This is a genomic window from Streptomyces caniscabiei (assembly GCF_014930365.1).
GTDB lineage: Bacteria > Actinomycetota > Actinomycetes > Streptomycetales > Streptomycetaceae > Streptomyces > Streptomyces caniscabiei.
In genome coordinates, this window is record NZ_JABXWI010000007.1 from 149650 (window position 1) to 172091 (window position 22442).

The window sequence follows — 22442 nt, forward strand, 5'->3', positions numbered from 1 at the left end:
GAGTCACCGGTGGGGGCGCCTTCCGGTGGAGGAGAGTCAGGGAGAGGCCGCGCCAGGGGTGCTGTCACCGGAGGCGGGCGAGGGCGGTTCCAGAAGCAGGGCCATCACCCCGACGAGGGTCGCGCCGCTGACGATCTCCCGGCGGGCGATCATGCCGGGGATCGCGGTGAGCGGGATCCACTCCACCCGGTCGGACTCGTTGAGTTCCGTCGGCGCGCCGATCCGCCGGGCGTCGTCCGTACGGAAGACGAAGTGCTGGGTGTCGGTGATGCCGGCCGCCGGCTGTGCGTACACCAGTTCCCGCAGCGACCCCGGCCGCCACCCCGTCTCCTCCTCCAGCTCCCGCGCCGCCGCCTCCTCGGGCGACTCCCCGTCCTCGACCAGGCCCATGGGCAGCTCCCACGCCCAGGTGTCCGTGACGAAGCGGTGGCGCCACATCATCAGGACCCGGCGCCGGTCGTCGACGGCCGCCGTGACCGCGAGGTCCCGCAGCCGGACGACGTGGTGGTCGCCGCGCGTCCCGTCGGGCCGCTCGACGTCCAGCGACCGCAGCCGCACCCAGGGGGTGTCGTGGATCGTGCGTTCACCGTGGACGGTCCATCTCATGCCGGGTCCTCGCTCTCTGGTTCGCGGTGCGTCCGGGCGGCCTCGGCGGCGCACGCGGTACGCAGGAGCGCCGCCTCCTCGCCGTGCCGGGCCACCAGTTGGAGGCCGACCGGGCAGCCGTCGGCGTCGAAGCCGGCCGGGACGCTCAGGGCCGGGTGGCCACTGAGGTTGAACGCCCAGGTGAGCGCCGTGGAGTAGCGCTCGCCCGGCCCGTCGTGGCCGTGCGGGGCGTTGGGCGTGGTGGGGGTCAGGATCAGGTCGGCCTCGGCGAAGAGCGCGGCGAGCCGCCGGTCGTTCCCGGCGCGGAGTTCCCTGGCCGCCCGCACGGCCGCCGGGTCGGCGTCCGGGGCCCCGCGGAGGGCGAGCCAGGCCGCTGCCGGGTCCTCCAGGCGTACGGGGTCGTCCTGGCGCCGGTGCCGTACGAGCCGTACGAGCCCCGTGTCTTCGAGGCGGAGCGCGGCGGCACGGGCGATCGAGGCGGGCTCGGCGTCGGTGTCGGCGAAACCGAGGTCGGCCGACCAGACAGCGGTGAGGGGAGGGCGTGGGCCCTCGCTCGTCTCGCCTCCCTCGCCCGCCACGCACCGCCAGTACGCCGCCGCGTCCGAGGCGTGGCTGGTGAGGACGCCGGCCGCCGCGAGGCCCGTGCGGTCGGCGGACGGCAGCCGCCCGTTGGTGGTCTTCAGGCCGACGACACCGCACCACGCAGCCGGGATCCGCACCGACCCGGCGCCGTCCGTCCCGGTCGCCATCGGTACGAGGCCCGCCGCCACCGCCGCCGCGGACCCGGCGGAGGAGCCGCCCGGCGTCCGGTCCGCACGCCAGGGGTTGACGGTCCGGCCGTGGGCTCCGAGCCCCCAGGTCTGCCAGGGGGTGCCGCGGCCGGGCACCGAGGTCGCGCCCACGGGGACGCACCCGGCGGCGACCAGCGCGCGTGCCGCCGCCGTACGGAGTCCGGTCCGCCCCTTCACCCCGATCGGCACCCCGGCCAACGGCAACCACTCGCCCGCCGCGACCCGCGCGTCCACGTCCCCGGCCCGCCGCAGGGCCTCCTCCGCCCACACCTCCACGAACGCGCACAGCGTCGGCTCGGCCCGCTCGATACGCACGAGCGCGGCCGCGACGACATCAACGGCCCGCACCTCACCGGCCCGCACCCCGGCGGCGACCCGCACGGCGGAGAGGGAAGGGAGCCCGCCGGGCGGGAGTGGCGTCGCGGGGAGGGGGGTGGGGGGAGTGGGCGTAAGGGCATCCGGGTGCGGTGGTGAATCCGGGTGTCGTGGGGTGCGCGGTTCCATGGTCTTCCGGGGGCGTCGGTGGGCTGACGGGGGCTCTCGGGCGTCCTCGCGGTCCGCTCTCAGCGGCTCGGTCCGCCCGGTCCGCCCGGTCCGCCCGGTGTCGGCGGCAGCTGCGGCTTCGGTGGTGCGGGGGCGTGGGGGCGGGACGGCGCCGGTGTGGGTCCTGTGGTGCCGGGGGTGACCCCGCCGGCCCCGCCGACCCCTCCGCTCATCCCGCCGGTACGGCGCTTCGCCGCGTCCGCGACCGGATTGCCGGTGGCCTGGCCCTGCTGCCCCGGCACCCCAGGTACCCCCGGACCGGTCGACGACCGCTGCCCGGCCGCCGCCTGGAGACTCGCCGGTCCCTGCCCGGGCCCGGGCCCGGGCTGCTGCCCCGCCTCCCGCGCGCGCCCCTCCTCCGCCCCCGGTGGCGTCGACGCGGCCCGCGTCGAGGCCATCGCGGCCCGTGCCCCCTCCGGCGCCTGCTGGGCGGCGAGTTGTTCCTTCGTCAGGTAGGGGCGTGGCTCGACGTGCCAGGACGGCGCGTTCGGGTCCACCTCGCGGCGCACGACGCGCTCCATGAGGGTGGCCATCTCGACCGGGCCGATGCCCCCGGGCACCGGCGTGAGGTGCTGCGGGATGTCGTACGCCGCCTGCTGGACGTCACCCCGCACGGTGCCGTCCGCCTGCGGGACGAACCCGGAGTCGACGACGAGCCGGTGATGGGGCCGCAGGTGGTCGGGGCCGAGGATGCCGGGGCTGCCGGTGACGGAGACGACGATGTCGGCGTCACGTACCCGCCCCAGGTCGTCCCCGGCGTCGAGCTCCATCAGCCGGTGCCCCTGCTCGCGCAGGGTGCCGACGACGCCCTGCCCGACGAACCCCCTGCTGCCGACGACCGCGATCACCGGGTCGTCCTGGGCGAACGGCTCCACGACCCGGCAGATCCCCTCGGCCGTGGCGCACGCGGTGTACGGGGAACGGCCCTTGGTGAGCGCGTCGATGTCCTTGGCGGGATCCATGCGCTGCACCAGCGGCTGGAGTTCGGCAGGCGGCGGGAACTGCACGATGATCGCCCGGGTCGCCGGATCCTGGTTGGCCTGCTCCAGCACCGCCGCGAACTGCGCACGCGTCGTGCCGGGCGGCATCACCACGTGGTTCGCCTCGAAGCCCAGGTGCTCGAAGCTCTTCACCTTCTGCTCGGCGGAGACCTTCGACGCCTCCAGCTTCGCCTTCCACTCGGGCGGATCGTTCTCCGCGGGCTGGAAGCGGATGATCGTCACCCGCTGTCCCGTCGGGGCCACGGCGTCCCGGTAGGGGGCGTACAGGTCCTTGGCCTGCCGCAGTACGTCCCGTCCCGATACCTGCTCGGTCATCGTCGGCTCACCCCCGTGTCGCTTCGTGGTCGATGCGGGCGAGTACCTGGGGGACGGGTTCGAGCCCGTGGCCCAGGAGTTCCTCCACGTCCCGCGCGGTGAACGTCCGGTCGCCCGTGAGGTCGTCGGTGTGCCCGTCGGGGCCCGCCGTGAGGGTGATCAGGGTGAAGGACTCCGGCCCGGTCGGGTCGTGGTACGAGAACGCCCCGAAGTGGGCGATCCAGAAGACCTCCACCGGCTCCGCGCCGAACGCCCGCCGCAGCGCGGGCAGGACGGCGTCCGCGACGCTGCCGAAGTCGTCGGTGATGCCCCGGTCGTCGGGGTTGCTCGCCAGCTCCGACACCACCGCGACGACGCGGCCGGTGACGGTGGAACGCATGGCCCGGACGAGTGTGTGCGCGCGCCCCGCCCGGCGGTGGCGCCAGTCGACGACGTCCTCGAAGTACTGCAGGGTCGAGTTGTCCATGTTGTCTCTCCCGTCGGCCGCGGACGCCGACCGCTCCCGGTCCGTTTCCGCTGGTGGCCGCCTTGTGATCGGCTGCGCGTCGGTTCAGGGTATGAGGGCTCGCCCCGAGGCGGGCCCCCTGCCCGTCCGCCGCCCCCGCTCAGTTCTCCGTCCCGTACGGCTCCACGGCCGGCGGTTGCTTCGCGCGGTGGCCGCCCGCCTTGCAGCCCGCGAACGGGCCGCCGGGGGAGCGCAGTTCGGCCATGACCGGCCCGAGGTGGTCGCGGTGCCACACCGCCGGACCCGTCGGGCCCGCCGTCGGGTCGGTGAGCTCCTGCCAGGCCAGCCACAGGGCGTGCAGCCGGGCCACCGCCTCCAGGTGCTCCCACCAGCGCGGGCACCAGGGCTGCTGCGAGGTGACCTCGCGGCCGTAGACCGGGAGCAGCAGATCCGCGACCCAGACGGCCAGGCCCCCCATCTCCTCGGCGTACTCGGCGCCGTCGAGGTAGAGGATGAACGGCGGCCCCACGGCGGTGAGCGGCTGTTCCGGACTGTGCTGTTCGACGGTGGTGGTGGTCATCGACTGCTCCCTTCACAGAGCTTCTCCGGAACACGCCGCAACGCGTGCGGCCTCATCGGGTGATCCGTTCCGTCGCCCTCGCCGTGATGGCCCTGACCTCGGCCTGGGCCGCCAGCGCGATGCGGTCGGCGCCGGGTTCGGCGTACCAGGGGCGCAGGCGGACCAGGGCGGGCCTGACGCCGGTGGCGAGGAGGAGGGCGGTGCCCTTGGGCAGGGCGCGGATGCGGTCGGCGGGCAGGATGCGTTCCAGGCGGTAGGAGGTGGAGCGGGACCGTCCGCCCTTGCCGCGGGAGTAGCTCACCGTGGACACGTCGTGCTCGCCGACCAGCCGTGAGACCTTCTCGACGAAGTCCGCGTCGTCGAGGCCCGCGCCGAGCAGCTTGATGGTCGCGGCGCCCCACAGCGCGTCCATCCCGGCCCCGCCCCACACCCGGGTGCCCTGGCGGTAACTCTGGAGCAGGGTCACGACGTTGATGCCGCGCGAGCCGAAGTGGGAGTAGAGGTCGGGCAGGTCGGAGATCCGGCAGACGTTGGCGGCCTCGTCCAGCACCGCCGTCATCGGCGGGTCCAGCCGGCCGCCCATCCGCTCGGCGGCCACCACTCCCGCGCGCAGGACGGAGTCGGCGCACGCGGCGATGACACCGGCCGCCGAGCCGCCGCCGTCCTTGGAGAGGAGGTAGAGCGTGTCGGCGGACAGCACATGACGTTCGGGCAGGAACTGCGGCAGCTCCGGGTCCGGGCTCACCCAGGCCGCGATCGTCGGGTCGAGCAGGCACGCCACGCACTGGCGGGCCGTCTCGTAGATGCCGTCGCGGGTCTCCACGGCGCCCTGGACGGTGCCCTGGAGCTGGTCGGCGAGGGCCGTCATGCCCGCGTCGCGGAGCAGGTCGACGGGCGTACGGTCGGCCGGGTCCGCGAGCCAGGACAGCACCTCGCCGACCTGCCGCCCGCCCCGGTTGGCGGCGTGGAGGAGCGCGGTGAGCGTGTTCTGGGCCGCCGAGATCCAGAAGTCCCGCTTGGAGGCGTCGTCGTTGACGGCGCCGACGAAGTGGCCGGCCAGACGGCGGGCGCCCTCGATGGTGGCGGCGTCGGCGAGCATGTCCCACCACAGGCCGCGCGGGGTGTGCGCGATGCCCTGCGGGTCGAACGTCCAGACCGTGCCCACGCGTTCGCGTTCCGCCCGGGTCACGCTGTAGACGTCCGCCTTGTTCGACGTCAGGAGCACGCTGCCGCGGGCGCGCAGCACACGGGGGACGGCGATACCGGTGGACTTGCCGGCCCGCGGTGCCATCAGGTCCAGCTCCACGTCCTCGTGGCTGCTGCGGAGTTCGGGGCCGCCGGGTTCCAGGTTGCCGAGGAGGTTGCCGGTGTCGTCCGGGGGGAGTTTGCCGGACCTGGGGAGGGACGGGCGGAGCTGGCGGGCGCGGGCGGCGGCGCCCTTGGGGAGGAGGGTGGACAGTTCCCGGCGGCCGGCCAGGCCGCCGGGGCTCCTGCCGCGGCGGCGGAGCAGGACGACGGGGGTGATGAGCAGGGCGAGGGCGGCGCCGAGGACTGCGCCCATGCCGGCGCCGAGGGTGCCGGAGGAGGTGCTGGGCCAGATGGCCGCGGGGCCGTCGGTGACGAGGGTCTTGAGGGTGGTGAGGGTGAAAGGCGGTGGGTCCCAGCCGGCACCGGTGAGGGCGGCGGCGAGGGTGCCGCCGAGCCAGGCGGTGAGGAAGAGGATGCCGACGAGCAGGGCGGTGCCGGGGATGACCCAGGGCAGGAGGTCGTCGCTGGTGGTGTGCGGTTGCTTGCGTGTGGCCATCTCTGCTTCCCCCGGTGAGTTGACTGAGCCTTCGTGCGGTGCGTTGTCGGGTGCGGGCCCGGTGGGGCTTCTCGCGCAGTTCCCCGCGCCCCTTAAGGGCCTACGGCCCTTTCGGGCCGAAAAGCACGGGGCGCAGCCCCTGCTTCTCAGGGGCGCGGGGAACTGCGCGGGCAACCACGAACCACCCGCACCCGCCCACGAACCCGCACCCCCGAGCTCATAGGCGCCCGGCCTTCACCAGCGACGGCGTCCACCGCGTGTTCGTGTTGTGCAGCTCCCGCTCCGTGTCCGTGATCGACACCTTGATCGGAATCCCGGGCCGCCCTCCGACCTTGATCAGGAACCGCCCCCGCCCCGGCGGCTCCTCGTTCCCCCCGGTGCTGGCCCAGCCCGGCGGCGACGACCACGACGACACCAGGTCGATCTCCCGCTCCGACAGACCGACGATCTCGCCGAGCTCCCTCATCTCCGTACGGGGAAGGCCCGCGCACACCACCATCCCGGCCCGCTCCACGAACCCGCGCGCCTTCGCCCGGTCCGCCTCGCTGCCCAGCGCCTCCGCGTCCTTCAGCGTGTGCGTGATCTTCGCGTCGCCGAGGCCGAGGGACCGGTTGAGGCGGGTGAGCGCGTCGATGCGCTCGACGATGCCGGAGGCGGCCCGCAGGGGACGCCACAGCTCGTCGAGGACCGTGAAGAACCAGCGCTGCGGCGCGAGCCCCGCGTCGGCGAGCGCGTGGGCCGCCGCGACCGTGCCGAGGCCGTCCGACCACGCCGCCAGCATCGCCGCCGCCGTGAGCTGCGTGTCCGCCTCGCCGATCCGGGAGATGTCGACGCAGACCGCGGGCGAGGCCGGGTCGATCCGGGTGGAGGTCTCGGAGGCGAAGGTGTCGCCGAGCGGGCCGTCCAGCACACCGAGCAGGGAGCGGTGCAGCGGGTCCACCGCCTCCTGGTAGCGCGCCACGTCACCCCGGTCGAGGGTCACCGCGCGCACCCGGTCAGGACCCTCGTCCAGCACCTTCAGCAGGTCGGGCAGGAGCGGCGCCCGCCCCGGCTTCGCGCGTTCCGTCAGGTGGTGCAGGCACGCCGACAGCACCGACTGCTCGTGGTCGTCCATCGGGCGGCCCCGGACGATGGTGATGAGCGCCGCGACCATGTTCAGCACCCGGCCGTGCGCCTCCGCCGCCAGGATCCGGCCCCGCTCGCCGCCGATCCGCAGCGCCGCCTCGCCCATCGCGCCCGGGTCGAGGACGTTGATGCCGCCGACCCCGCGCCCGATGGAGATCACCTGACCGCCGAGCGCCCGGACGGTGTCGGCGTAGTCGGGCTTGAGGTCGCCGAGGACCAGCGGGGTGATGCCGGTGGCCGCCATGCCGATCAGCATGCGGTTGACCAGCGTGGACTTGCCGAGGCCCGGCATGCCCAGCATGAACAGGGACGGGTTGGAGATGTAACGGGCGCGGGTGAACCAGGAGATGGGGTCGCCGCAGACCGTGGCTCCCGTGTGCAGGTGCTGGCCGAGCGGCACGCCCGTCATGGGGGCGCCGGAGCCCGCCGCGAAGGGCCACAGGCCGCATGCCTGGACCGTCGTGGCCCGCCACAGCGCGGGCGGATCGACATGCCCGACCTGCCCCCCGCCGGGGCCGAACCACCCACGAGGGGGTGCGGTCTGCGGACGTACGGCTGTAGCGCGCTTGCTCACAGCGCCTCCCGGATCTGGTACGGAACGAGGGTGTGCTCCCACGGCAGCAGGCCGACGGGGAGCGTGCAGGTGAACGCGGAGGCCTGCATACGGTCGGCGGGCCGCATCAGGATGCGGGAGGACGCCTGGAGGTTGCGTACGGTGATCGCCGCGTCCGGCAGCTGCTCCTCGTCGTCCACGGTGACCGTCACCATCAGCGAGAACTCCACGAGCCCGGCGCCCGCCGCCTCCTCGGCCGCCGTCTGCTCGGCCGCCTGCATCTCGGAACTGGCCCGCGCCTGCACCAGGCCCCGCTTGGAGCCCGCCATGAAGTGCGCGGCACGCCGGTCGGCCTCGACGATGCGGGCGGAGGTCGCCGGGTCGATCGGGCGGTAGACCAGCGAGACCCGCTTGCGGCGGGTGCCCGCCGCGGGCTCCAGCAGGCCCCGCAGCACGCTGGAGCGGACGGTGCCGCGCGGCGCCAGCGTCAGCATCCACGTCCGCGAGACCCCCGAGTCGTGCTTGTACGACTGCACCGACTCCACGGCCGCCGCCGGGCCCGCGTCCGCCCAGTCGAGGCCCGTGGTCGTCTGTTCGGCCCGCGCGCTCAGCACGTCGGGGGCGACGGCGGGGTCGTACGCCACCCGGACGATCTCCGCGAGCCGGTCGGCGGAGAGCGGGTAGGCGGAGCCGCCGCCGGCCGCGACCAGGCCCGACAGCAGGCCCGGCAGGCGCATGGACAGGTCGGTGACGACGTCCTGGACGTCCCGCTTGGGGCCGCCGGTGGGGCCGTAGGTGAGCGCGATGTACGTGTGCATCTCGGAGGAGGCGGACGGGTAGCGCGCGACGACCTCCTCCATCACGGCGCGGGCCGCCGCCGGCGCGTCCGGCGCGATGCGCGGCAGCACCTCGGCCGCCAGCCGCGTCCCGGTGTCCGGCGCGGTCTCCACGACGACCTGGGCGCCGCGCAGCCCCGGCTCGTGCGAGAGCCGGGAGAGCCAGTCGCCCCAGGACGCCACCCAGATGTCGACCTGCTCGGGGTCGACCAGCGAACCGCCGTCCGGCTCGCAGGCCAGGACCACCGTGCACAGGTTGCGGCCCGGGTGGTGGATCACGCCGAAGGCGCGGTTGTAGGCGTCCCGGCCCTCGTACATCTTGGTGCGGGCCAGCAGACCGGGCGGCTGGTAGCGGCCGCCGGGACGCTTGGAGAGGGGGCCGGAGACATACGTCGTGGAGCCGTTCGCCTTGCGCCTGAGCCAACCGATACGCACCGCGACCACCTGGTAGATGTTGCGGCCGTCCACCGTGCGCAGCGCGAGCGGCGCGAGGAAGAGGCCGAGGGGGATGAGGACGAGGACCGCGGCCAGCAGCGAGACCAGCGAGGCGAGCAGGGCGACCAGCAGTCCGCCGAAGGCCACGACGGTGCCGAGGAGGCCGAGGGGGCCGAGGCCGGGGCGGCGGGGGCGGCGCCAGTTTCCGTAGGTGGGACGCGTGAGGGCGTCGGTGGACATGGGGTTCCTTCTTCCGGCTGATGTTCCGGCTGAGTTCGCTGGGTCTTGCGTGCCTACGAGCTCGGGTGGCCTGGGTCGGATCGCGGCTGCGGGTGCGTGGGGCTTCTCGCGCAGTTCCCCGCGCCCCTGGAGAAGAAGGGCCTGCGGCCCTTCTTCTCCAGGGCTGGGCCTACTGGTTGTGGCCCTTCATGCCGTCGTTGTCGTCCAGGGAGCCCGCGATCTCGGAGGCCGCCTGCATACCGGTCTGGACGACGACCGCGGCGGCCTGGACCGCGACGGCCGCGCCCGCCGTGGCCGCTCCCGCGGCGGCGGTACCGGCCGCCGCGCCGGCGCCACCGGCACCGCCCGCGCCGGCGCCCGCCGAGGAGCCCGCGCCGGAGGAGGGCGAGCCCTGGGGGCCCGTGGAACCGCCTCCTCCGCCCCCGCCCGACTGACCGGCCGCGCCGACGGCACTGCCGGCGATGCTGACCGCGCCGGAGGCCATGTTGTTGGCGACGCCCATGGCGACCGTGCCGCCCGAGGTGCCGCCGAGGGCGGCCGTGGCCGGGACGATCAGCTTGAGCAGGGCGGGCAGGGCGAACACCGCCAGGATCAGCATGCCCATGCCCGCGATGACCTGGTCCAGCTTCTGGGTGTCCTTCGTCATCGAGGTGGCCGAGTAGATGATCAGGGCCGCCGCCGGCTTGTAGAGCAGCCAGGCCGCGAGCCAGCCGATGTGCTTCTTCCACCAGCCCTCGCCCCACCCGGTCATCGAGGAGGCGGCGGCCAGCGGCAGCGTGCCGACCAGCATGATCAGCACACCGATGCGGATGTACATCAGCACGATCTGCACGAAACTCGACAGCATCACCAGCAGACCGAAGATCAGCACCAGACCGGGCTGGTTGAGCGTCAGCACGCCCAGCATCTCGGTGGCCTTGTCACCCAGATTCGATCGCGCGTACACGTCCTTGGCGTACGCGTCCGACGCCTTCATCAGAGCGGTGACCACGGGTACGGAGGCCGCGCCGACGAGGATGACCTTCCACATCCCCATGAACGCCTGTCGCATCGACTGGCCCTTGCGGTCCACGGCCATCCGGATCGCGGCCAGCAGCAACGAGGCCACCGCCACATAGGCGACGATCCAGTTGACCTCCGCGGTGATCTGCCCGATGGCGCTGCCCGCGGCCGCCTGGCCGTGGCCGCCGCCGTTCCCCGCCGGGTCCTCCACGTCGATGTTCAGCCAGACGCCGTTGAGCGCCTTGAGCACCTCCGCCGCGCCGTCGCCGATCGCCTTGGCGAAGACGACCACGGCACCCTCGGTGAACTGCTTGCCGCCCTCTTCGATGACACAGTCGTAGAGCTTCCAGGAGCAGGCCATCTCACGCCTCCCAGGTGACGAAGCCGTCGGTGCCGCTGACCTGCGACACTCCGCTGTAGACCGAGCCGTCCGGGTCCGGCGAGAGCTTCCAGTCGCCGCCCCTCCAGCGCACGGTGACCGAGGCGGAGCCGAAGCCGCCGTCCCCCATGCCGCGCACCAGGACCATCACGGTCGCCTGGGTCTCGTCGTACGACAGGACCGTGAACCCGGCGTAGCCACCGGCGTCCGGCGAGCCCGTGGTCGACTTGTCCGCCTCCTGGGAGCGGCTCGCGATCAGCGCGTCACGGCCCGCGCCCGGCACGACCTGCTTGTCGACGACCTCGCGCCAGCCGTCGTAGCTGAGGTGGTCGGTGATGGAGTGGACCGCCATGACGGCGCCCAGCGGGGTGTGGGCGAAGCAGGACCAGACCGGACCGTCGTACGTGCGCGGTCCCGCGCTCTTGGAGACCGGGACCAGGCCGGTGCCGTTGGCCTTCCAGTGGAAGTCGCGCGGCGCCTCGGTCGGCTCGGCCTGGTCGCGGTCGTCGGTGCGGCAGCCGGCGGGCCGCTTGGTCGAACCGCCGTTCCCGCCACCGGCGTCGGAGCCCTCGTCCGAGCCCGTGTCCGAGGTCGAGGTCGGTGCCGGATCCGGGTCGCCGGCCGCGCCGGACGACCCCTCGCCGCCGTTGCCCGTCACCGCGAAGAGCACGGCGAGGACGAGCAGGACCGCCAGGAACCCGGCCGACAGGATCCAGCCCCGCTGCTGCCAGAACGGCTGCTCCCACTCCCCGCTGCCCCCTTGGGCCCGGCCGGAGTTCAGCATCGTCGCTCCCCCTTTCGACGTGCTCGGACGACTAGAAGACGAAGTTCACGAGCGGGCCGGCGGTGGCGACCAGGACACAGCCGCCGAGGACCATGCCGAGCCGGCCCATGTGCTCCGAGCCCTCGCCGCGGCGCATGGAGATCGCCATCATGGCGCCGCAGATCAGGACACCCGCGACGCCGGCGGCGGTGCCGGCCCAGGCGACGATGCCGAGGACGGTGTCGACCTTGCCGGTGAGTTCGGCGGGTGCGTCGCGGTTGGGGTTGGGGACCGTGCCGTCGGCCAGGAGGACGGACTGATGAGCCTTGGCGGCTATCGCGTGCAGCATGTGGTTTCTCCCCGTGGTGCCGGCCGTCCCGCCGTGGGCGGCGGGCCGGCGTCGACCGATGTGAGCGGATGGGACATTGGGTCGCTTTCGGGGCCGGTGTGATGTGCCCGGGTTCCCGGTCGCCCTGTGAGCTTGGCGACTGCTGTGAGCCGAAACCAAGCGATGTAGTGATCCAGCACCTGTCGGTGACGTGCTCGTGACAGACGGGAACTCCTCGTCATGTCCGGGACAGTGACGGAGCGTCAGAAACGACGGGACCTGCGGCTGAGCGGAACGTCTCGCACCGGTGTGCGAGGGGAAGCCGCCCGGGGGCGCTGGGCGGGAGGCGGCCCGGGGGCGCTGGGCGGGAGGCCCCCCGGCGTGCCGGGCGGGAGGCTGGGCCTGCGGACATGACGACGGCCCGCCGGTTCACGAGCCTCTGCGGAGGTGGCGCGGCCCGCCGGTTCACGAGCCTCTGCGGAGGTGGCGCGGCCCGCCGGTTCACGAGCCCCTGCGGAGGTGGCGACGGCCCGCCGGTTCACGAGCCCCGCAGGCACGACGGCGGCCCGCCGGTTCACAAGGAACCGGCGGGCCGCAGGGCCCTTCCGCTCAACGTCTCGCTACAGCACGAACCCCACGATCGGCCCGGCCGTCGCGCCGATGATGCAGGCGCCCATGACCACCGCGAACTGGCTGAGGTGCTCGTCGCCCTCCCCGGACCGCAGTGAGATCGCCATCCGCGTGCCCACGATCATCAGTCCGCACACGCCGGCCGCCGTGACCAGCCAGGCGAGGATGTTCAGCACGTAGTTGAGCTCGTTGGTGACCACGGCCGGAGGTCCGGCCAGCGTCGAGGCGGCGGCGTACAGGGTGCTGCTCATGGGGTCCTCCCGGTCAGACGGGCCAGTGCCGCGCTCTCCCGGGGCGGCGGGCCGGTGAGGTCGCCGGTGCGCCAGGCGGGCACCCAGGGCACGCGGTAGACGTCGATGACGGAACCGATCACCTTCATGCGCTGCACCAGCTGCCGGGGCAGCCGGCCGGGCGCGTCCGCGACCAGCACGATCGCGTCGAGGTCGAGCCCCGGCGGCGCGTCGCCCCGCCGGAAGATGTCCAGGGTGTGCGAGACCGCGTCGAGCCCGGCGGCGTGCGTGCGCCCCACCAGGAGCACCGAGCCCGGCTCGCCCTGGTCGGGACGCGGCCAGTTGCGGCCCGCGTCATGACCGCCGAAGACCGTCGCGAGGGTGGTGGACCCGGCGCCGCCATGCGTGGCGACCCAGGAGAACCGTCGTGTGCTCGCCGCCGCCAGGGGCGCCGGATCCGGCGGTCGTGCCTCGGGCTCCGTCACCGGGCCCCGCACCCAGATCTCCGGCCCGGCCGCCGCCTGTCCCGTCTCCGGCCGCATCACCGCATCACCGCTCTCCACCACTCCCCGTTTCCGCCGCTGATCGCGGATTCCACCGCTGATCGCGGATTCCACGACTGATCGCGGCGGACCGCTCGTCGCGGTCCGCCCGTCGCAGTCTTCCTGAGCCCGTGGCGCCCGTCGCACCCGGCGGGGTGCCCGCCGCCGTTGCGTGCCCGGCGCGACGCCCACCCCCGATCTTCACGGTGCGCGGGCGGCTTGGGAATCGGGACGTGAGTTCCTGCGACGAGCCTGTGACGCACCGGTGACGCGGGGAGCGGGGGTGAGCGGAGAGACTCGTCTGACTGGACCCAAGTGGCAGGAACATGACGGAACGGCGTCTCTGTGTTTCGTCGGTCCGTCGGTCCGTCGTCCCGCCACTTCGACGCTGAGGGGAGCAGATGTCCAACGGGGGAGGGTCCGTCACGACCTGGGTCGTCGGCGGCTGTGTGGCGGCCGTGCTGATGCCGGTGGTCATGATGGTCGCGGTGAGCGGCGGCGGCGATGCCGAGGCCGAGGAGCAGGGCGTCGGAGGAGGCCTCAAGTCGGGCCAGGTACCGGCCGAGTACGTGCCGTGGGTGCTCAAGGCGGGCGCCATGTGCGACGTCATCAAACCGGCGGTGATCGCCGCGCAGATCGAGGCCGAGTCGGGCTGGAACCCGAACGCCAAATCCCCGGTCGGCGCCGAGGGGCTGAGCCAGTTCATGCCCGGCACCTGGCCGAGCTGGGGCAAGGACGACGACGGCAACGGCCGCGTCTCCCCGTACGACCCCGGCGACGCGATCATGGCCCAGGGCCGCTACGACTGCGCCCTCGCCAAGCAGGTCCAGGGCTACAAGGACAGCGGCCAGGCGACCGGTGAGACCCTCGACCTGGCGCTCGCCGCGTACAACGCCGGGCCGGGCGCCGTGCAGCAGTACGGCGGCATCCCGCCCTACACCGAGACGCAGAACTACGTCACCCGCATCAAGTCCCTGATCTCCAAGTACGAGTCGGTCGACGACCCGCCCGGCAAGCTCCCGGCCGGCCGGCAGATGGCGATGCCGCTCTCCGGCAACCCGCCCGTGACCTCCCCGTACGGCTGGCGCATGCACCCCACGCTCGGGGTCCGCAAACTCCACACCGGCACCGACTTCGGCGCGGGCTCCGGCACACCGGTGCTCGCCGCCCGCGACGGCGTGGTCACCTTCGCCGGCTGGAGCAACGGCTACGGCAACCGTGTCGTCATCTCCCACGGAACCATCGACGGCGACACCATCTCCACCACCTACAACCACATGCTGTCCGGCCTCAGCGTCGGCGTCGGCGACCAGGTCAAGGTGGGCCAGCGCGTCGGTCTCGTCGGCTCGACCGGCTACTCGACCGGCGCCCACCTCCACTTCGAGGTGCAGCAGAACGGGGCGTACGTGAATCCGGCGCCGTGGCTGGGGCTGTAGTGACGACAAGGGCGAAGTGGGCGGCAGCAGCGCGTCGTTCGGCGTGGACGACCGGCTCGACGGGGCAGGACACTGAGGTGAGGAGGGGAACGAGGGTGAACACGATGCGCGAGGCGCGCGGCGGGCGCGAGGAGCGTGACGCGCGCGGGGGAGCGCGGGTGCCGGGCGCACCGCACCTGCCCGGCGGGCGGCACGGAGCCGGTGACGAGCCGGTCCGGCGGGCCGGTCCGGTCCGCCGGTCGGGTGTGGTCCGCCGGGCGGGCGCGGCCGTGCTCGTGACGGTGACCGGGGTGGCGGTCCTCACCGCCTGCGGGCTGGAGGACCACCGCGAGACCGCGGGCGGCTCCACGGCCACGTCCGCACCGCCCTTCACCCCCAAGGCCCCCCTCCCCTCCGGGAAGTCGCTCGGTCCGGACGCGCACGTCCCGAAGCCCACCGGCGTCGACGAGACGGACGCGACCGCCGTCGCCGAGGCCTGGACCGAGGTCGCGTACGGCTACGACACCAAGTACGACACCGGTCCGCACGACGCCGTACTGCGCTCCGCGCGCTGGTTCACCGCCGCCAAGGCGAAGGCCGAGCGGTCCTACCGCCCCGCGAGCGGCGCCGGCGAACAGTGGAACTCCTGGGCCGCGCACGACGCGTGGACCACGGTCGAGGTCGAACCGGACGACGACGGGGACGGTCCCGCCGACTCGGCCAGGGACGCCTACCGCGCCCTCTTCGTCGACGGCACGGCACACGGCCGCGACGGCTGGACGGGCACCGGCCCTCAGGCCACGGTGTACGTGAAGCTGGTGCGCCCGGGCAAGGGCGAGCCGTGGCGGGTGGACGAGGTGCGTACGGTGGAGGCAGCGATATCGGCACCGGACCCGTCCACCACGGCCTCGGCCGCCGCAGCGACTCCTGTTTCTCCTTCTCCTTCTGACCGACCCGAGTGAGGGAACGATGACTCGACTCAGCCGCGAACAGAAGCGGGAACTCAAGCGCGCGGGGCGGGTGCCGGCCGGGCTCACCCCGATCGACGTACGGGTCTCGGCCGAGGCCGGCGCGACGGTCGGCGGCATGCCGGTACCGCCCGCCGCCGGGGAGTCCCTCCAGAGCGCCGCCCTGGACTACCTCCACCGCCTGGCCCTGGCGACGGGCCACCCCGTCCTGGCCACCGTCCACGACGAGCGCATCGGTTACGTCGTCCCCCTCCAGATCCACGTCGACGGCTCCAGCCACTACGCCGGCGAGCCGGTGCGGGTGGGCGAGCCGAAGGGGTTCGCGACAGAGCCGACGGCCGCGCGCGAGGGGGAGGGACGAGCGACGCCGAGCACGGCCGCGCAGGGCCACCCCGGCGAGGGCACGGCCGCATGGACCGCCCCGGAACCGCCCACTTCGGCGCCGGCCCCGGCCCCGGCCCCGCGCCGCGACAGGTCGACGCACGTCCTGCGCGCGGTACCGGAGTCGGCGGCCACGGGCCAACTCCCGCAGGAACAGCAGGAACAGCGGGAACAGCGGGAACAGCGGGAACAGGGCGGCTCGCAGGGCGCACACCGGCAGGAGCAGGGCGGTGCGCACGCCGCTCACCCGCAGGCTCACGTCCCGGCACACCCTCACTCTCACCCTCACCAGGACCCGAACTGGCAGTCCCGCCCCGAGCAGCACGCGCAGGCCGAGCCCGGGCGGGAGCCGCAGACGGACGCCGAGCGGCCCGCTCCGGCCGAGTGGCAGCCGCGGGGCGGCGGAGAGCAGCAGCCGCGCGCCGGCTGGCAGCACCAGGGCGAGTCCGGGCAGGAGCCGCAGGTGGACGGTGAGCCGCGGTCCCGGTCGGCCGAGTGGCAGGCGCCGTCGGTCGGACAAGCCCCGGCCCAGATGCCGTCCCGGCCCGAGGCGCGGCCGCAGTGGCAGCCTCAGTCGGGCTCGGAGGGTTCGGCGCCCCCCGAGCACCACCAGCCGCAGCCGCAGCCGCAGCCGCAGGCACACGCGCAGCCGCAGCCGCAGCCGCCCGCCCAGCCCGATGTACGGCCGGACGCGCGGCCGGAGGCCCCGTCGCACCCCCAGGGGCAGGCGAGGCGGGAGCCGAGCACGATGCGGTTGGCGGCGGGCAGCCCGGCGCCCTCGGCGGAGCCGGTCGCCCCCACCCCGGAGCCCGAGCGCCCGAAGCGGGAGCCCAGCACGCTCCCGCTGACGGCGGCGAAGGCCACGTCGGGGCCCTTCGCCGACCCGACGCCCGCACCCGCGCCCACGCACGCACCCGAGCCCGCGTACGACCCGCAGCCCGGGCCCGCGCCCCTGGACGCCGCCACCCCGGCGCACGCCCCCGACTCGGCGGCGCAGCCCGTGAAGCCGGAGCCGCGGACCATGCCCCTCACGGCGGCGAAGGAGCAGCAGGACGCACGCGGCGACCGGGGCGACGCGTCGCAGCCGGCGCCGGGTGGAGTCGCTCCGTCGACCTTCGTGCTGCGCGCGGTGCCGGAACCGAAGGAGGGGCCCCTGGCGCAGCCACCGCGCACCCCGGGGCTCCCCCTCACGATGCCGGGCATCCCGATGGACGCGGACGCCCGACCCCCGGTACCCGAGCCCGTCCAGGACGCCCCGGCCGCAGGCACCGTCTCGCCCCCGACCGGCGAGTTCGGCCCGCTCACGGACGCCGACCTGACCCCGGCCGGGACGGACTCCCCGTCCTGGCACCCGGACCGGGGCGCGACCCCGGCGCAGCCCCCGGCCGGCACCCCGCGCCCCGCCCCGGCCTCTCTGAACCCGCAGCCGTGGCCCCCGGCCCCGACCGACGCCCCCACCCCGGAGCCCGTACCCCCCACCACCCTGGCCCCTCCGGAGGAGTCCGCGTCCGACGCCTACTCCGCCCCCGAGTGGAAGGTGCTGGAGGAGGACGACGCGCCGAAGCCCGCGCCGGTACGGGAGTTCGACGCGGTGGCCGAGGCGGTGCTGGACCCGGCGGAGGACGGCGGCACCCCGTCACCGTTCGCGGAGTCCGTCACCCGCATCAACGAGGCCGTGAAGCTGGGCCGCATCCAGGAAGCCGCGGAGATGGCCGAGCGAACGGTCGCCCAGGCGACGGCGGCGCTGGGCCCCCAGCACGCCGAGGTCCTGAAGCTCCGCGAACTCACCGCCTACATCGCCTACTTGGCCGGTGACGCGCTCCGCTCGTTCCACCTCTCCCTGGACCTCGCCGGTCTGCGCCACCGTATGCGCGACCAGCGTGCCGCGTACGGCAACATCCAGAGCGCGGCGGCCGCCTGGCGCGCGGTCCGCGACCCGTTGCAGGGCCTGCACCTGGGCCGCGACCTGATCGCCGTCTGGACCGATCTCGCCGCGGACGCCGGCCCCGCCGCCGACGACCTGGAGCAACTGGAGAAGGCCCGCACCCGCATGACCCGCCTCACCGACCGGGCCCGCGCCCTCGACTCCGCCCCGTACGCCCATGGCCAGTAACCCCACCCGAGGCCACCGACACCGCCCCGGCGCCCCACCCGACGGCGCCGCCGCACCCGACAGCCCGGGCCGAGCACGCGACGACCCTGGCCAAGCACGGACCGGCCCCGGTCACGCCCCCGACCGCCCCGCCCACGCCCCCGACAGCCCCACCCCCCGCTCCCAGGCGGCCCGCCACCGTTCCCCGTCCGCCTCCCCGTCGTCCCACGAACCGCACCCCCCGCCCCGTCCCCGAGCAGAGGTCACCGTCAACGAGCTGACCGGCACCGTGAGTTGGCGTACCCGTGCCGCCGCCCTGCGCTCCGCCGGCCTCGGCGCCTCGCACGCCCCCGAGGAGGGCGCCGCCCCCATCCCGACGCACCCCGCAGTCGTACGGGCCGCGCTGGGCGTCGACGTCGGGGCGCTCACGCCGGAGCGTCTGGGCGGTCAGCCGGCCCGGCTCGGCGCGCTCCGCTCCGCCGTGGCCGCCGACCTCGGCCGCGGCACCGGCCTGCCCACCTCGGTCGCGGCCCGCCTCAGGTCCACGGCGGCGACCCCGGCGCACACCCACGCCCTCGCGACCCGCCACACCGCGGCCGCGACCCACCGCCCTCCGACCCCCGCCTCCGCCCCCGGCCACCGCCCGTCTCGCTGACCGGACCGCCCCACCCGGCACCACCGAGCCCCCCGCACGCAGCCGGGGGCGCCCGCACGCACCCGGGGCCGACCGCGGCGCTCCCCACCGCCGGCCGACCCCGGAACGACACCCACCCGGCGCGTCACCTACCGGGCGTCACACCTCACCGCGAGCTCACTCCGACAGTTCCCACACCGCGTACGCCAGCGCGTCCCCGTTCCGGTCGAGCGCCGTGTCGTTGATGTTGGCCGTGGTGTCGCAGGACGAGTGGTAGCAGCGGTCGAAGGCCTGGCCGGACGTACCGCCCCACTTGGCGACCTGCGCGGCGGTCTTCGTCCGGCTCGCCCCCGTGAAGAGCCCGCCGACGGGCACACCGGCGCTCTTGAACGGCGCGTGGTCGGAGCGGCCGTCGCCCTCGGTCTCGATCTCGGTCGGGACGCCGATCCCCGTGAAGTAGTCCTTGAAGGTCTGCTCGATGACGGGGTTGTCGTCGTAGACGAAGTAGCCGGGGTTCGGCGAGCCGATCATGTCGAAGTTGAGGTAGCCGCTGATGCGGGCCCGGTTCGCGGAGGAGAGGTTGTTGACGTAGTAGCGGGAGCCGACGAGGCCCAGCTCCTCCGCGCCCCACCAGGCGAACCGCAGATGCTTCGTGGGCTGGTAGTTCGTGCGGGACACGGTCAGCGCGGCCTCCAGCACGGCGGCCGACCCGCTGCCGTTGTCGTTGATGCCCGCGCCCGAGGAGACACTGTCCAGGTGTGAACCGGCCATGACAACCTGATTCGTGTCGCCGCCCGGCCAGTCCGCGATCAGGTTGTAGCCGGTGCGCCCGCCGGACGTGAAGGACTGCACGGTCGTGGTGAACCCGGCCGCGTCGAGCTTGCCCTTCACATAGTTCAGTGACGCCAGGTAGCCGGCCCGGCCGTGGGCTCTGTTGCCGCCGTTGGCGGTGGCGATGGACTGGAACTGGGCCAGGTGCGCCTTGACGTTGGCCACGGGCAGGTCCGGCGCCGCGGCGATCGTCGCGGCGGGAGCGGCGGCCGCCCGGTCGGGAGCGGGGGCCGCCCCCGCTATGGAACCGGTGGTGAAGAGCGTGGCCACCGTGACGGCGGCGGCGACGGCGGCACGTCCCGTGACTGGAACAGAGAGCTTCATAGTGGGGGGCTCCGAATTCCATGGGTCCGCCCCGGACGACACTGTTGATGTGTCCATGGCGAACCCGGTGAATGAGGTGCCTGGATGGTGCTGGCGGGACTGACTCTCCGTCAAGGGTGCTATTTGGCCAGCGGGGTTCGCGCCTCGACGGCCTCCGTGTCGACCGCCTCCGTCACGACGCTCAGCTCATCCAGTCGCTTCCGCGCCACCCGGGCCGTCCGCAGCGCGTCCCACGTCAGCAGGGACAGCGCCAGCCACACCAGCGCGAAGCCCGCCCACCGCTCGGGCGGCATGGCCTCACCGAAGTAGAGGACGCCCAGCAGGAACTGGAACACCGGCGCCAGATACTGCAGCAGCCCCAGCGTGGACAGCGGCACCCGTATCGCGGCCGCCCCGAAGCAGACCAGCGGCAGGGCGGTCACCAGTCCGGTCGCGGCGAGCAGCAGCGCGTGCCCCGTCCCGTGCGCACCGAAGGTGGCGTCCCCGCGCGAGCCCAGCCACAGCAGATAGGCCAGGGCGGGCAGGAACTGGATTGCGGTCTCGGCGGCGAGCGACTCCACGCCGCCCAGGTTGACCTTCTTCTTCACCAGCCCGTACGTGGCGAAGGAGAAGGCGAGACAGAGGGAGATCCACGGCGGCCGCCCGTAGCCGACCGTGAGGACCAGGACGGCCGCGAAGCCGACGCCGACCGCCGTCCACTGGACGGGCCGCAGCCGTTCCTTCAGCAGCAGGACGCCGATGGCGATGGTGACGAGCGGGTTGATGAAGTACCCGAGGGAGGCCTCGACCACCTGGTGGGTGTTGACGGCCCAGATGTAGACGCCCCAGTTGACGGTGATCGTGGCCGCCGCGACCGTGATCAGGGCGAGCCTGCGCGGCTGCCGCAGCAGCTGACCGGCCCAGGACCAGCGCCGCAGCACCAGCAGTACGACGGCGACGACCGCGAGGGACCAGACCATGCGGTGGGCGAGGATCTCCATCGCGCCCGAGGGCTTCAGCAGCGGCCAGAAGAGCGGGACCAGCCCCCACATCCCGTACGCGGCGAAGCCGTTCAGCAGCCCTATCCGGTGTTCGCCCCTCGACTGTTCGCCCCTCGACTGCGCCGCCACGGCCCCTCCTCCTCGCCCGGCCGCACCGCCGCGACCCCGAACCCTCAGCCCTCCCGAAGGTAACGCCGAGCGCCCCCGGCTGTCATGCCCGTATCGCGATACGGTCATGACAGCCGGGGGTGGGCACCCCGAGGGGGAGTCCGGGGCGCCGTCCGGGGCGCGCGGCCCCGGCGTGCGCGGGCTCAGTCCTGGCCGGTCACGCCTTCAGCGCCGCCGTGATCGACTCCTCGATCGGCGTGGTCGGGCGGCCGATGAGGCGGGAGAGGTCGCCGGAGGAGACGACCAGCTCACCCTTGGCCACGGACGCGTCGACGCCCGCGAGGATCTCGGCGAGGAACGGGGGGAGCCCGGCGCCGGTCAGGATGCCGGTGAGCGCCTCGACGGGGACGGGGTTGTTCGCTATCTCCTTGCCGGTCTGCCGGCTCAGCTCGGCCGCGTACTCGGCGAAGCCCCACGCGGTGTCGCCGCCCAGCTCGTAGGTCTGGTTCTCATGGCCCTCACCGGTCAGCACGGCGACGGCGGCGGCCGCGTAGTCCGCGCGGGCCGCGGAGGAGACCCGGCCCTCACCGGCGGCGTGGGTGACGGCGTTGTACTCCAGCACCGGCGCGAGCTGCTCGGTGTAGTTCTCGTTGTACCAGCCGTTGCGCAGCAGGGTGTACGGCAGGCCGGAGGCGAGCAGCGCCTCCTCGGTACCCCGGTGGTCGTCGGCGAGCGCGGCCGTCAGGCTGCCCGGCGCGCTGGTGTACGCGAGGAGCGCCACGCCCGCGGCCTTGGCGGCGTCGATCACGACCTTGTGCTGGCCCACCCGGTCGCCGCCGACCTCGCTGCCGGAGATCAGCAGCACCTTGTCGCCGGCGGCGAGGACGCCGTCGAAGGTCTCGGGGACGCTGTAGTCGGCGACGGCGATCTTCACGCCGCGCGCCGCGAGTCCGGCGGCCTTCTCCGCGCTGCGGACGACGGCCGTGATCTGCTCGGCCGGTACCTTCTCCAGCAGGCCCTCGACGACGAACGTACCGAGGTGTCCGGTGGCTCCGGTGACGACGATGCTCATGGTGAAACTCCTCCAGGGGGCGGGGTGCGTCACTCACCCTAGGGGGTGCACTAACTCTTCGAAAGTACCCACTTTGAAGTAAGGTACTGGCATGGCCGTAAGCAAGGTGTCACCGCAGCCCGCCGCCCCGTACGACACGGGCGCCGAGGGCATGTGCCCGTACCGCCTCGTCCTGGAGCACGTCACCAGCCGCTGGGGCGTCCTCGTCCTGATCGAGCTGCTGGAGCGGCCGTACCGCTTCAGTGAGCTGCGCCGCGCGATCGGCCGGGTCAGCGAGAAGATGCTCACCCAGACCCTCCAGACCCTGGAGCGCGACGGCCTCGTCCACCGCGACGCCAAGCCCGTCATCCCGCCCCGCGTCGACTACTCCCTGACCGACCTCGGCCGCGAGGCCGCCGAGCAGGTGCGCACCCTGGCGGCCTGGACCAGGGACCGCATGGACGACGTGGAGCAGGCCCGGCGGACATACGACGAGGCCCGAGGCTGAAG

21 protein-coding genes are annotated in these 22442 nt (G+C 74.0%); 5 read left to right on the forward strand and 16 right to left on the reverse strand.

The window, feature by feature from the left end; all coding sequences use genetic code 11:
* Positions 1-36 precede the first annotated feature (36 nt).
* The 13 genes from HW837_RS20630 to HW837_RS20690 all read right to left on the reverse strand — a co-directional run bounded on the left by HW837_RS20630 (position 37) and on the right by HW837_RS20690 (position 13172).
* Positions 37-606: an NUDIX domain-containing protein gene (locus tag HW837_RS20630; protein WP_045559380.1), complete on the reverse strand. Its 570-nt coding sequence runs from the start codon at positions 604-606 to the stop codon at positions 37-39.
* A complete protein-coding gene (locus HW837_RS20635) occupies positions 603-1778 on the reverse strand; it encodes an amidase (protein WP_313895556.1) in 1176 nt (391 codons plus the stop codon). Before HW837_RS20635 ends, HW837_RS20630 begins: the two co-directional genes overlap by 4 nt.
* 182 nt (positions 1779-1960) lie before the next feature.
* Complete coding sequence (locus HW837_RS20640) at positions 1961-3256, reverse strand: tetrahydrofolate dehydrogenase/cyclohydrolase catalytic domain-containing protein (RefSeq protein WP_052682948.1); 1296 nt, start codon at positions 3254-3256, stop codon at positions 1961-1963.
* A 7-nt stretch (positions 3257-3263) separates the two neighbouring features.
* Positions 3264-3722: a hypothetical protein gene (locus HW837_RS20645; protein ID WP_045559382.1), complete on the reverse strand. Its 459-nt coding sequence runs from the start codon at positions 3720-3722 to the stop codon at positions 3264-3266.
* A 139-nt stretch (positions 3723-3861) separates the two neighbouring features.
* Complete coding sequence (locus tag HW837_RS20650) at positions 3862-4281, reverse strand: DUF4913 domain-containing protein (RefSeq protein ID WP_078853632.1); 420 nt, start codon at positions 4279-4281, stop codon at positions 3862-3864.
* A 52-nt stretch (positions 4282-4333) separates the two neighbouring features.
* Positions 4334-6085 carry a type IV secretory system conjugative DNA transfer family protein gene (locus tag HW837_RS20655; protein ID WP_193380522.1) on the reverse strand — a complete coding sequence of 584 codons (1752 nt, stop codon included), beginning with the start codon at positions 6083-6085 and terminating at the stop codon, positions 4334-4336.
* A 217-nt stretch (positions 6086-6302) separates the two neighbouring features.
* Entirely contained in the window at positions 6303-7784 is a 1482-nt protein-coding gene (locus HW837_RS20660; RefSeq protein WP_234442632.1) for an ATP/GTP-binding protein, read from the reverse strand.
* Positions 7781-9274, reverse strand: coding sequence for an SCO6880 family protein (locus tag HW837_RS20665; RefSeq protein ID WP_045559384.1), 1494 nt, complete (start codon positions 9272-9274; stop codon positions 7781-7783). Before HW837_RS20665 ends, HW837_RS20660 begins: the two co-directional genes overlap by 4 nt.
* A 169-nt stretch (positions 9275-9443) precedes the next feature.
* Positions 9444-10637 carry a TrbL/VirB6 family protein gene (locus HW837_RS20670; protein WP_093789496.1) on the reverse strand — a complete coding sequence of 398 codons (1194 nt, stop codon included), beginning with the start codon at positions 10635-10637 and terminating at the stop codon, positions 9444-9446.
* A gap of 1 nt (position 10638) precedes the next feature.
* Positions 10639-11439 carry a DUF8175 domain-containg protein gene (locus tag HW837_RS20675; protein ID WP_093789495.1) on the reverse strand — a complete coding sequence of 267 codons (801 nt, stop codon included), beginning with the start codon at positions 11437-11439 and terminating at the stop codon, positions 10639-10641.
* Positions 11440-11470: 31 nt separating this feature from the next.
* Positions 11471-11767 (reverse strand): hypothetical protein, encoded by a 297-nt coding sequence (locus HW837_RS20680; protein ID WP_045559387.1) that lies wholly within the window; start codon positions 11765-11767, stop codon positions 11471-11473.
* 599 nt (positions 11768-12366) lie between these two features.
* Positions 12367-12627: a hypothetical protein gene (locus tag HW837_RS20685; protein WP_045559388.1), complete on the reverse strand. Its 261-nt coding sequence runs from the start codon at positions 12625-12627 to the stop codon at positions 12367-12369.
* Positions 12624-13172, reverse strand: coding sequence for a DUF6668 family protein (locus tag HW837_RS20690; protein WP_045559389.1), 549 nt, complete (start codon positions 13170-13172; stop codon positions 12624-12626). The genes HW837_RS20685 and HW837_RS20690 overlap by 4 nt, the downstream gene beginning before the upstream one ends.
* 377 nt (positions 13173-13549) lie before the next feature.
* Here HW837_RS20690 and HW837_RS20695 point away from each other — a divergent pair, with 377 nt between their 5' ends.
* From HW837_RS20695 to HW837_RS20710, 4 genes are all read left to right on the forward strand, one after another.
* Positions 13550-14584, forward strand: a complete 1035-nt coding sequence (locus HW837_RS20695) for a peptidoglycan DD-metalloendopeptidase family protein (RefSeq protein ID WP_045559390.1) — start codon at positions 13550-13552, stop codon at positions 14582-14584.
* Positions 14585-14688: 104 nt separating this feature from the next.
* Positions 14689-15525 carry a hypothetical protein gene (locus HW837_RS20700; protein WP_196789496.1) on the forward strand — a complete coding sequence of 279 codons (837 nt, stop codon included), beginning with the start codon at positions 14689-14691 and terminating at the stop codon, positions 15523-15525.
* Positions 15526-15532: 7 nt separating this feature from the next.
* On the forward strand, positions 15533-18025 hold the full coding sequence (locus tag HW837_RS20705; protein WP_193380523.1) for a hypothetical protein: 2493 nt from the start codon (positions 15533-15535) through the stop codon (positions 18023-18025).
* A gap of 268 nt (positions 18026-18293) precedes the next feature.
* The gene (locus HW837_RS20710) at positions 18294-18659 is read left to right on the forward strand and encodes a hypothetical protein (protein WP_193380524.1); all 366 of its coding nucleotides are present in this window, start codon (positions 18294-18296) and stop codon (positions 18657-18659) included.
* 156 nt (positions 18660-18815) lie between these two features.
* On the opposite strand, the gene HW837_RS20715 is transcribed toward HW837_RS20710, so the two are convergent.
* From HW837_RS20715 to HW837_RS20725, 3 genes are all read right to left on the reverse strand, one after another.
* Positions 18816-19793 (reverse strand): M28 family metallopeptidase, encoded by a 978-nt coding sequence (locus HW837_RS20715; protein ID WP_045559394.1) that lies wholly within the window; start codon positions 19791-19793, stop codon positions 18816-18818.
* Between the two features lie 119 nt (positions 19794-19912).
* On the reverse strand, positions 19913-20824 hold the full coding sequence (rarD, locus tag HW837_RS20720) for an EamA family transporter RarD (protein WP_234442641.1): 912 nt from the start codon (positions 20822-20824) through the stop codon (positions 19913-19915).
* A gap of 274 nt (positions 20825-21098) precedes the next feature.
* Positions 21099-21953, reverse strand: coding sequence for an SDR family oxidoreductase (locus HW837_RS20725; protein ID WP_193380525.1), 855 nt, complete (start codon positions 21951-21953; stop codon positions 21099-21101).
* Positions 21954-22044: 91 nt separating this feature from the next.
* Between HW837_RS20725 and HW837_RS20730 the strand changes: the two genes are divergently transcribed.
* Positions 22045-22440: a winged helix-turn-helix transcriptional regulator gene (locus tag HW837_RS20730; protein WP_086784861.1), complete on the forward strand. Its 396-nt coding sequence runs from the start codon at positions 22045-22047 to the stop codon at positions 22438-22440.
* Positions 22441-22442 lie beyond the last annotated feature (2 nt).

What these genes read in the sequence shown, in the direction of transcription:
- HW837_RS20630 (WP_045559380.1), bottom strand. Translation starts at nt 606, where the DNA reads ATGAGATGGACCGTCCACGGTGAACGCACGATCCACGACACCCCCTGG.
- HW837_RS20730 (WP_086784861.1), top strand. Translation starts at nt 22,045, where the DNA reads ATGGCCGTAAGCAAGGTGTCACCGCAGCCCGCCGCCCCGTACGACACG.
- rarD (WP_234442641.1), bottom strand. Translation starts at nt 20,824, where the DNA reads ATGTGGGGGCTGGTCCCGCTCTTCTGGCCGCTGCTGAAGCCCTCGGGC.
- HW837_RS20645 (WP_045559382.1), bottom strand. Translation starts at nt 3,722, where the DNA reads ATGGACAACTCGACCCTGCAGTACTTCGAGGACGTCGTCGACTGGCGC.
- HW837_RS20650 (WP_078853632.1), bottom strand. Translation starts at nt 4,281, where the DNA reads ATGACCACCACCACCGTCGAACAGCACAGTCCGGAACAGCCGCTCACC.
- HW837_RS20725 (WP_193380525.1), bottom strand. Translation starts at nt 21,953, where the DNA reads ATGAGCATCGTCGTCACCGGAGCCACCGGACACCTCGGTACGTTCGTC.
- HW837_RS20695 (WP_045559390.1), top strand. Translation starts at nt 13,550, where the DNA reads ATGTCCAACGGGGGAGGGTCCGTCACGACCTGGGTCGTCGGCGGCTGT.
- HW837_RS20705 (WP_193380523.1), top strand. Translation starts at nt 15,533, where the DNA reads ATGACTCGACTCAGCCGCGAACAGAAGCGGGAACTCAAGCGCGCGGGG.
- HW837_RS20700 (WP_196789496.1), top strand. Translation starts at nt 14,689, where the DNA reads ATGCGCGAGGCGCGCGGCGGGCGCGAGGAGCGTGACGCGCGCGGGGGA.
- HW837_RS20640 (WP_052682948.1), bottom strand. Translation starts at nt 3,256, where the DNA reads ATGACCGAGCAGGTATCGGGACGGGACGTACTGCGGCAGGCCAAGGAC.
- HW837_RS20685 (WP_045559388.1), bottom strand. Translation starts at nt 12,627, where the DNA reads ATGAGCAGCACCCTGTACGCCGCCGCCTCGACGCTGGCCGGACCTCCG.
- HW837_RS20715 (WP_045559394.1), bottom strand. Translation starts at nt 19,793, where the DNA reads ATGAAGCTCTCTGTTCCAGTCACGGGACGTGCCGCCGTCGCCGCCGCC.
- HW837_RS20675 (WP_093789495.1), bottom strand. Translation starts at nt 11,439, where the DNA reads ATGCTGAACTCCGGCCGGGCCCAAGGGGGCAGCGGGGAGTGGGAGCAG.
- HW837_RS20680 (WP_045559387.1), bottom strand. Translation starts at nt 11,767, where the DNA reads ATGCTGCACGCGATAGCCGCCAAGGCTCATCAGTCCGTCCTCCTGGCC.
- HW837_RS20670 (WP_093789496.1), bottom strand. Translation starts at nt 10,637, where the DNA reads ATGGCCTGCTCCTGGAAGCTCTACGACTGTGTCATCGAAGAGGGCGGC.
- HW837_RS20655 (WP_193380522.1), bottom strand. Translation starts at nt 6,085, where the DNA reads ATGGCCACACGCAAGCAACCGCACACCACCAGCGACGACCTCCTGCCC.
- HW837_RS20665 (WP_045559384.1), bottom strand. Translation starts at nt 9,274, where the DNA reads ATGTCCACCGACGCCCTCACGCGTCCCACCTACGGAAACTGGCGCCGC.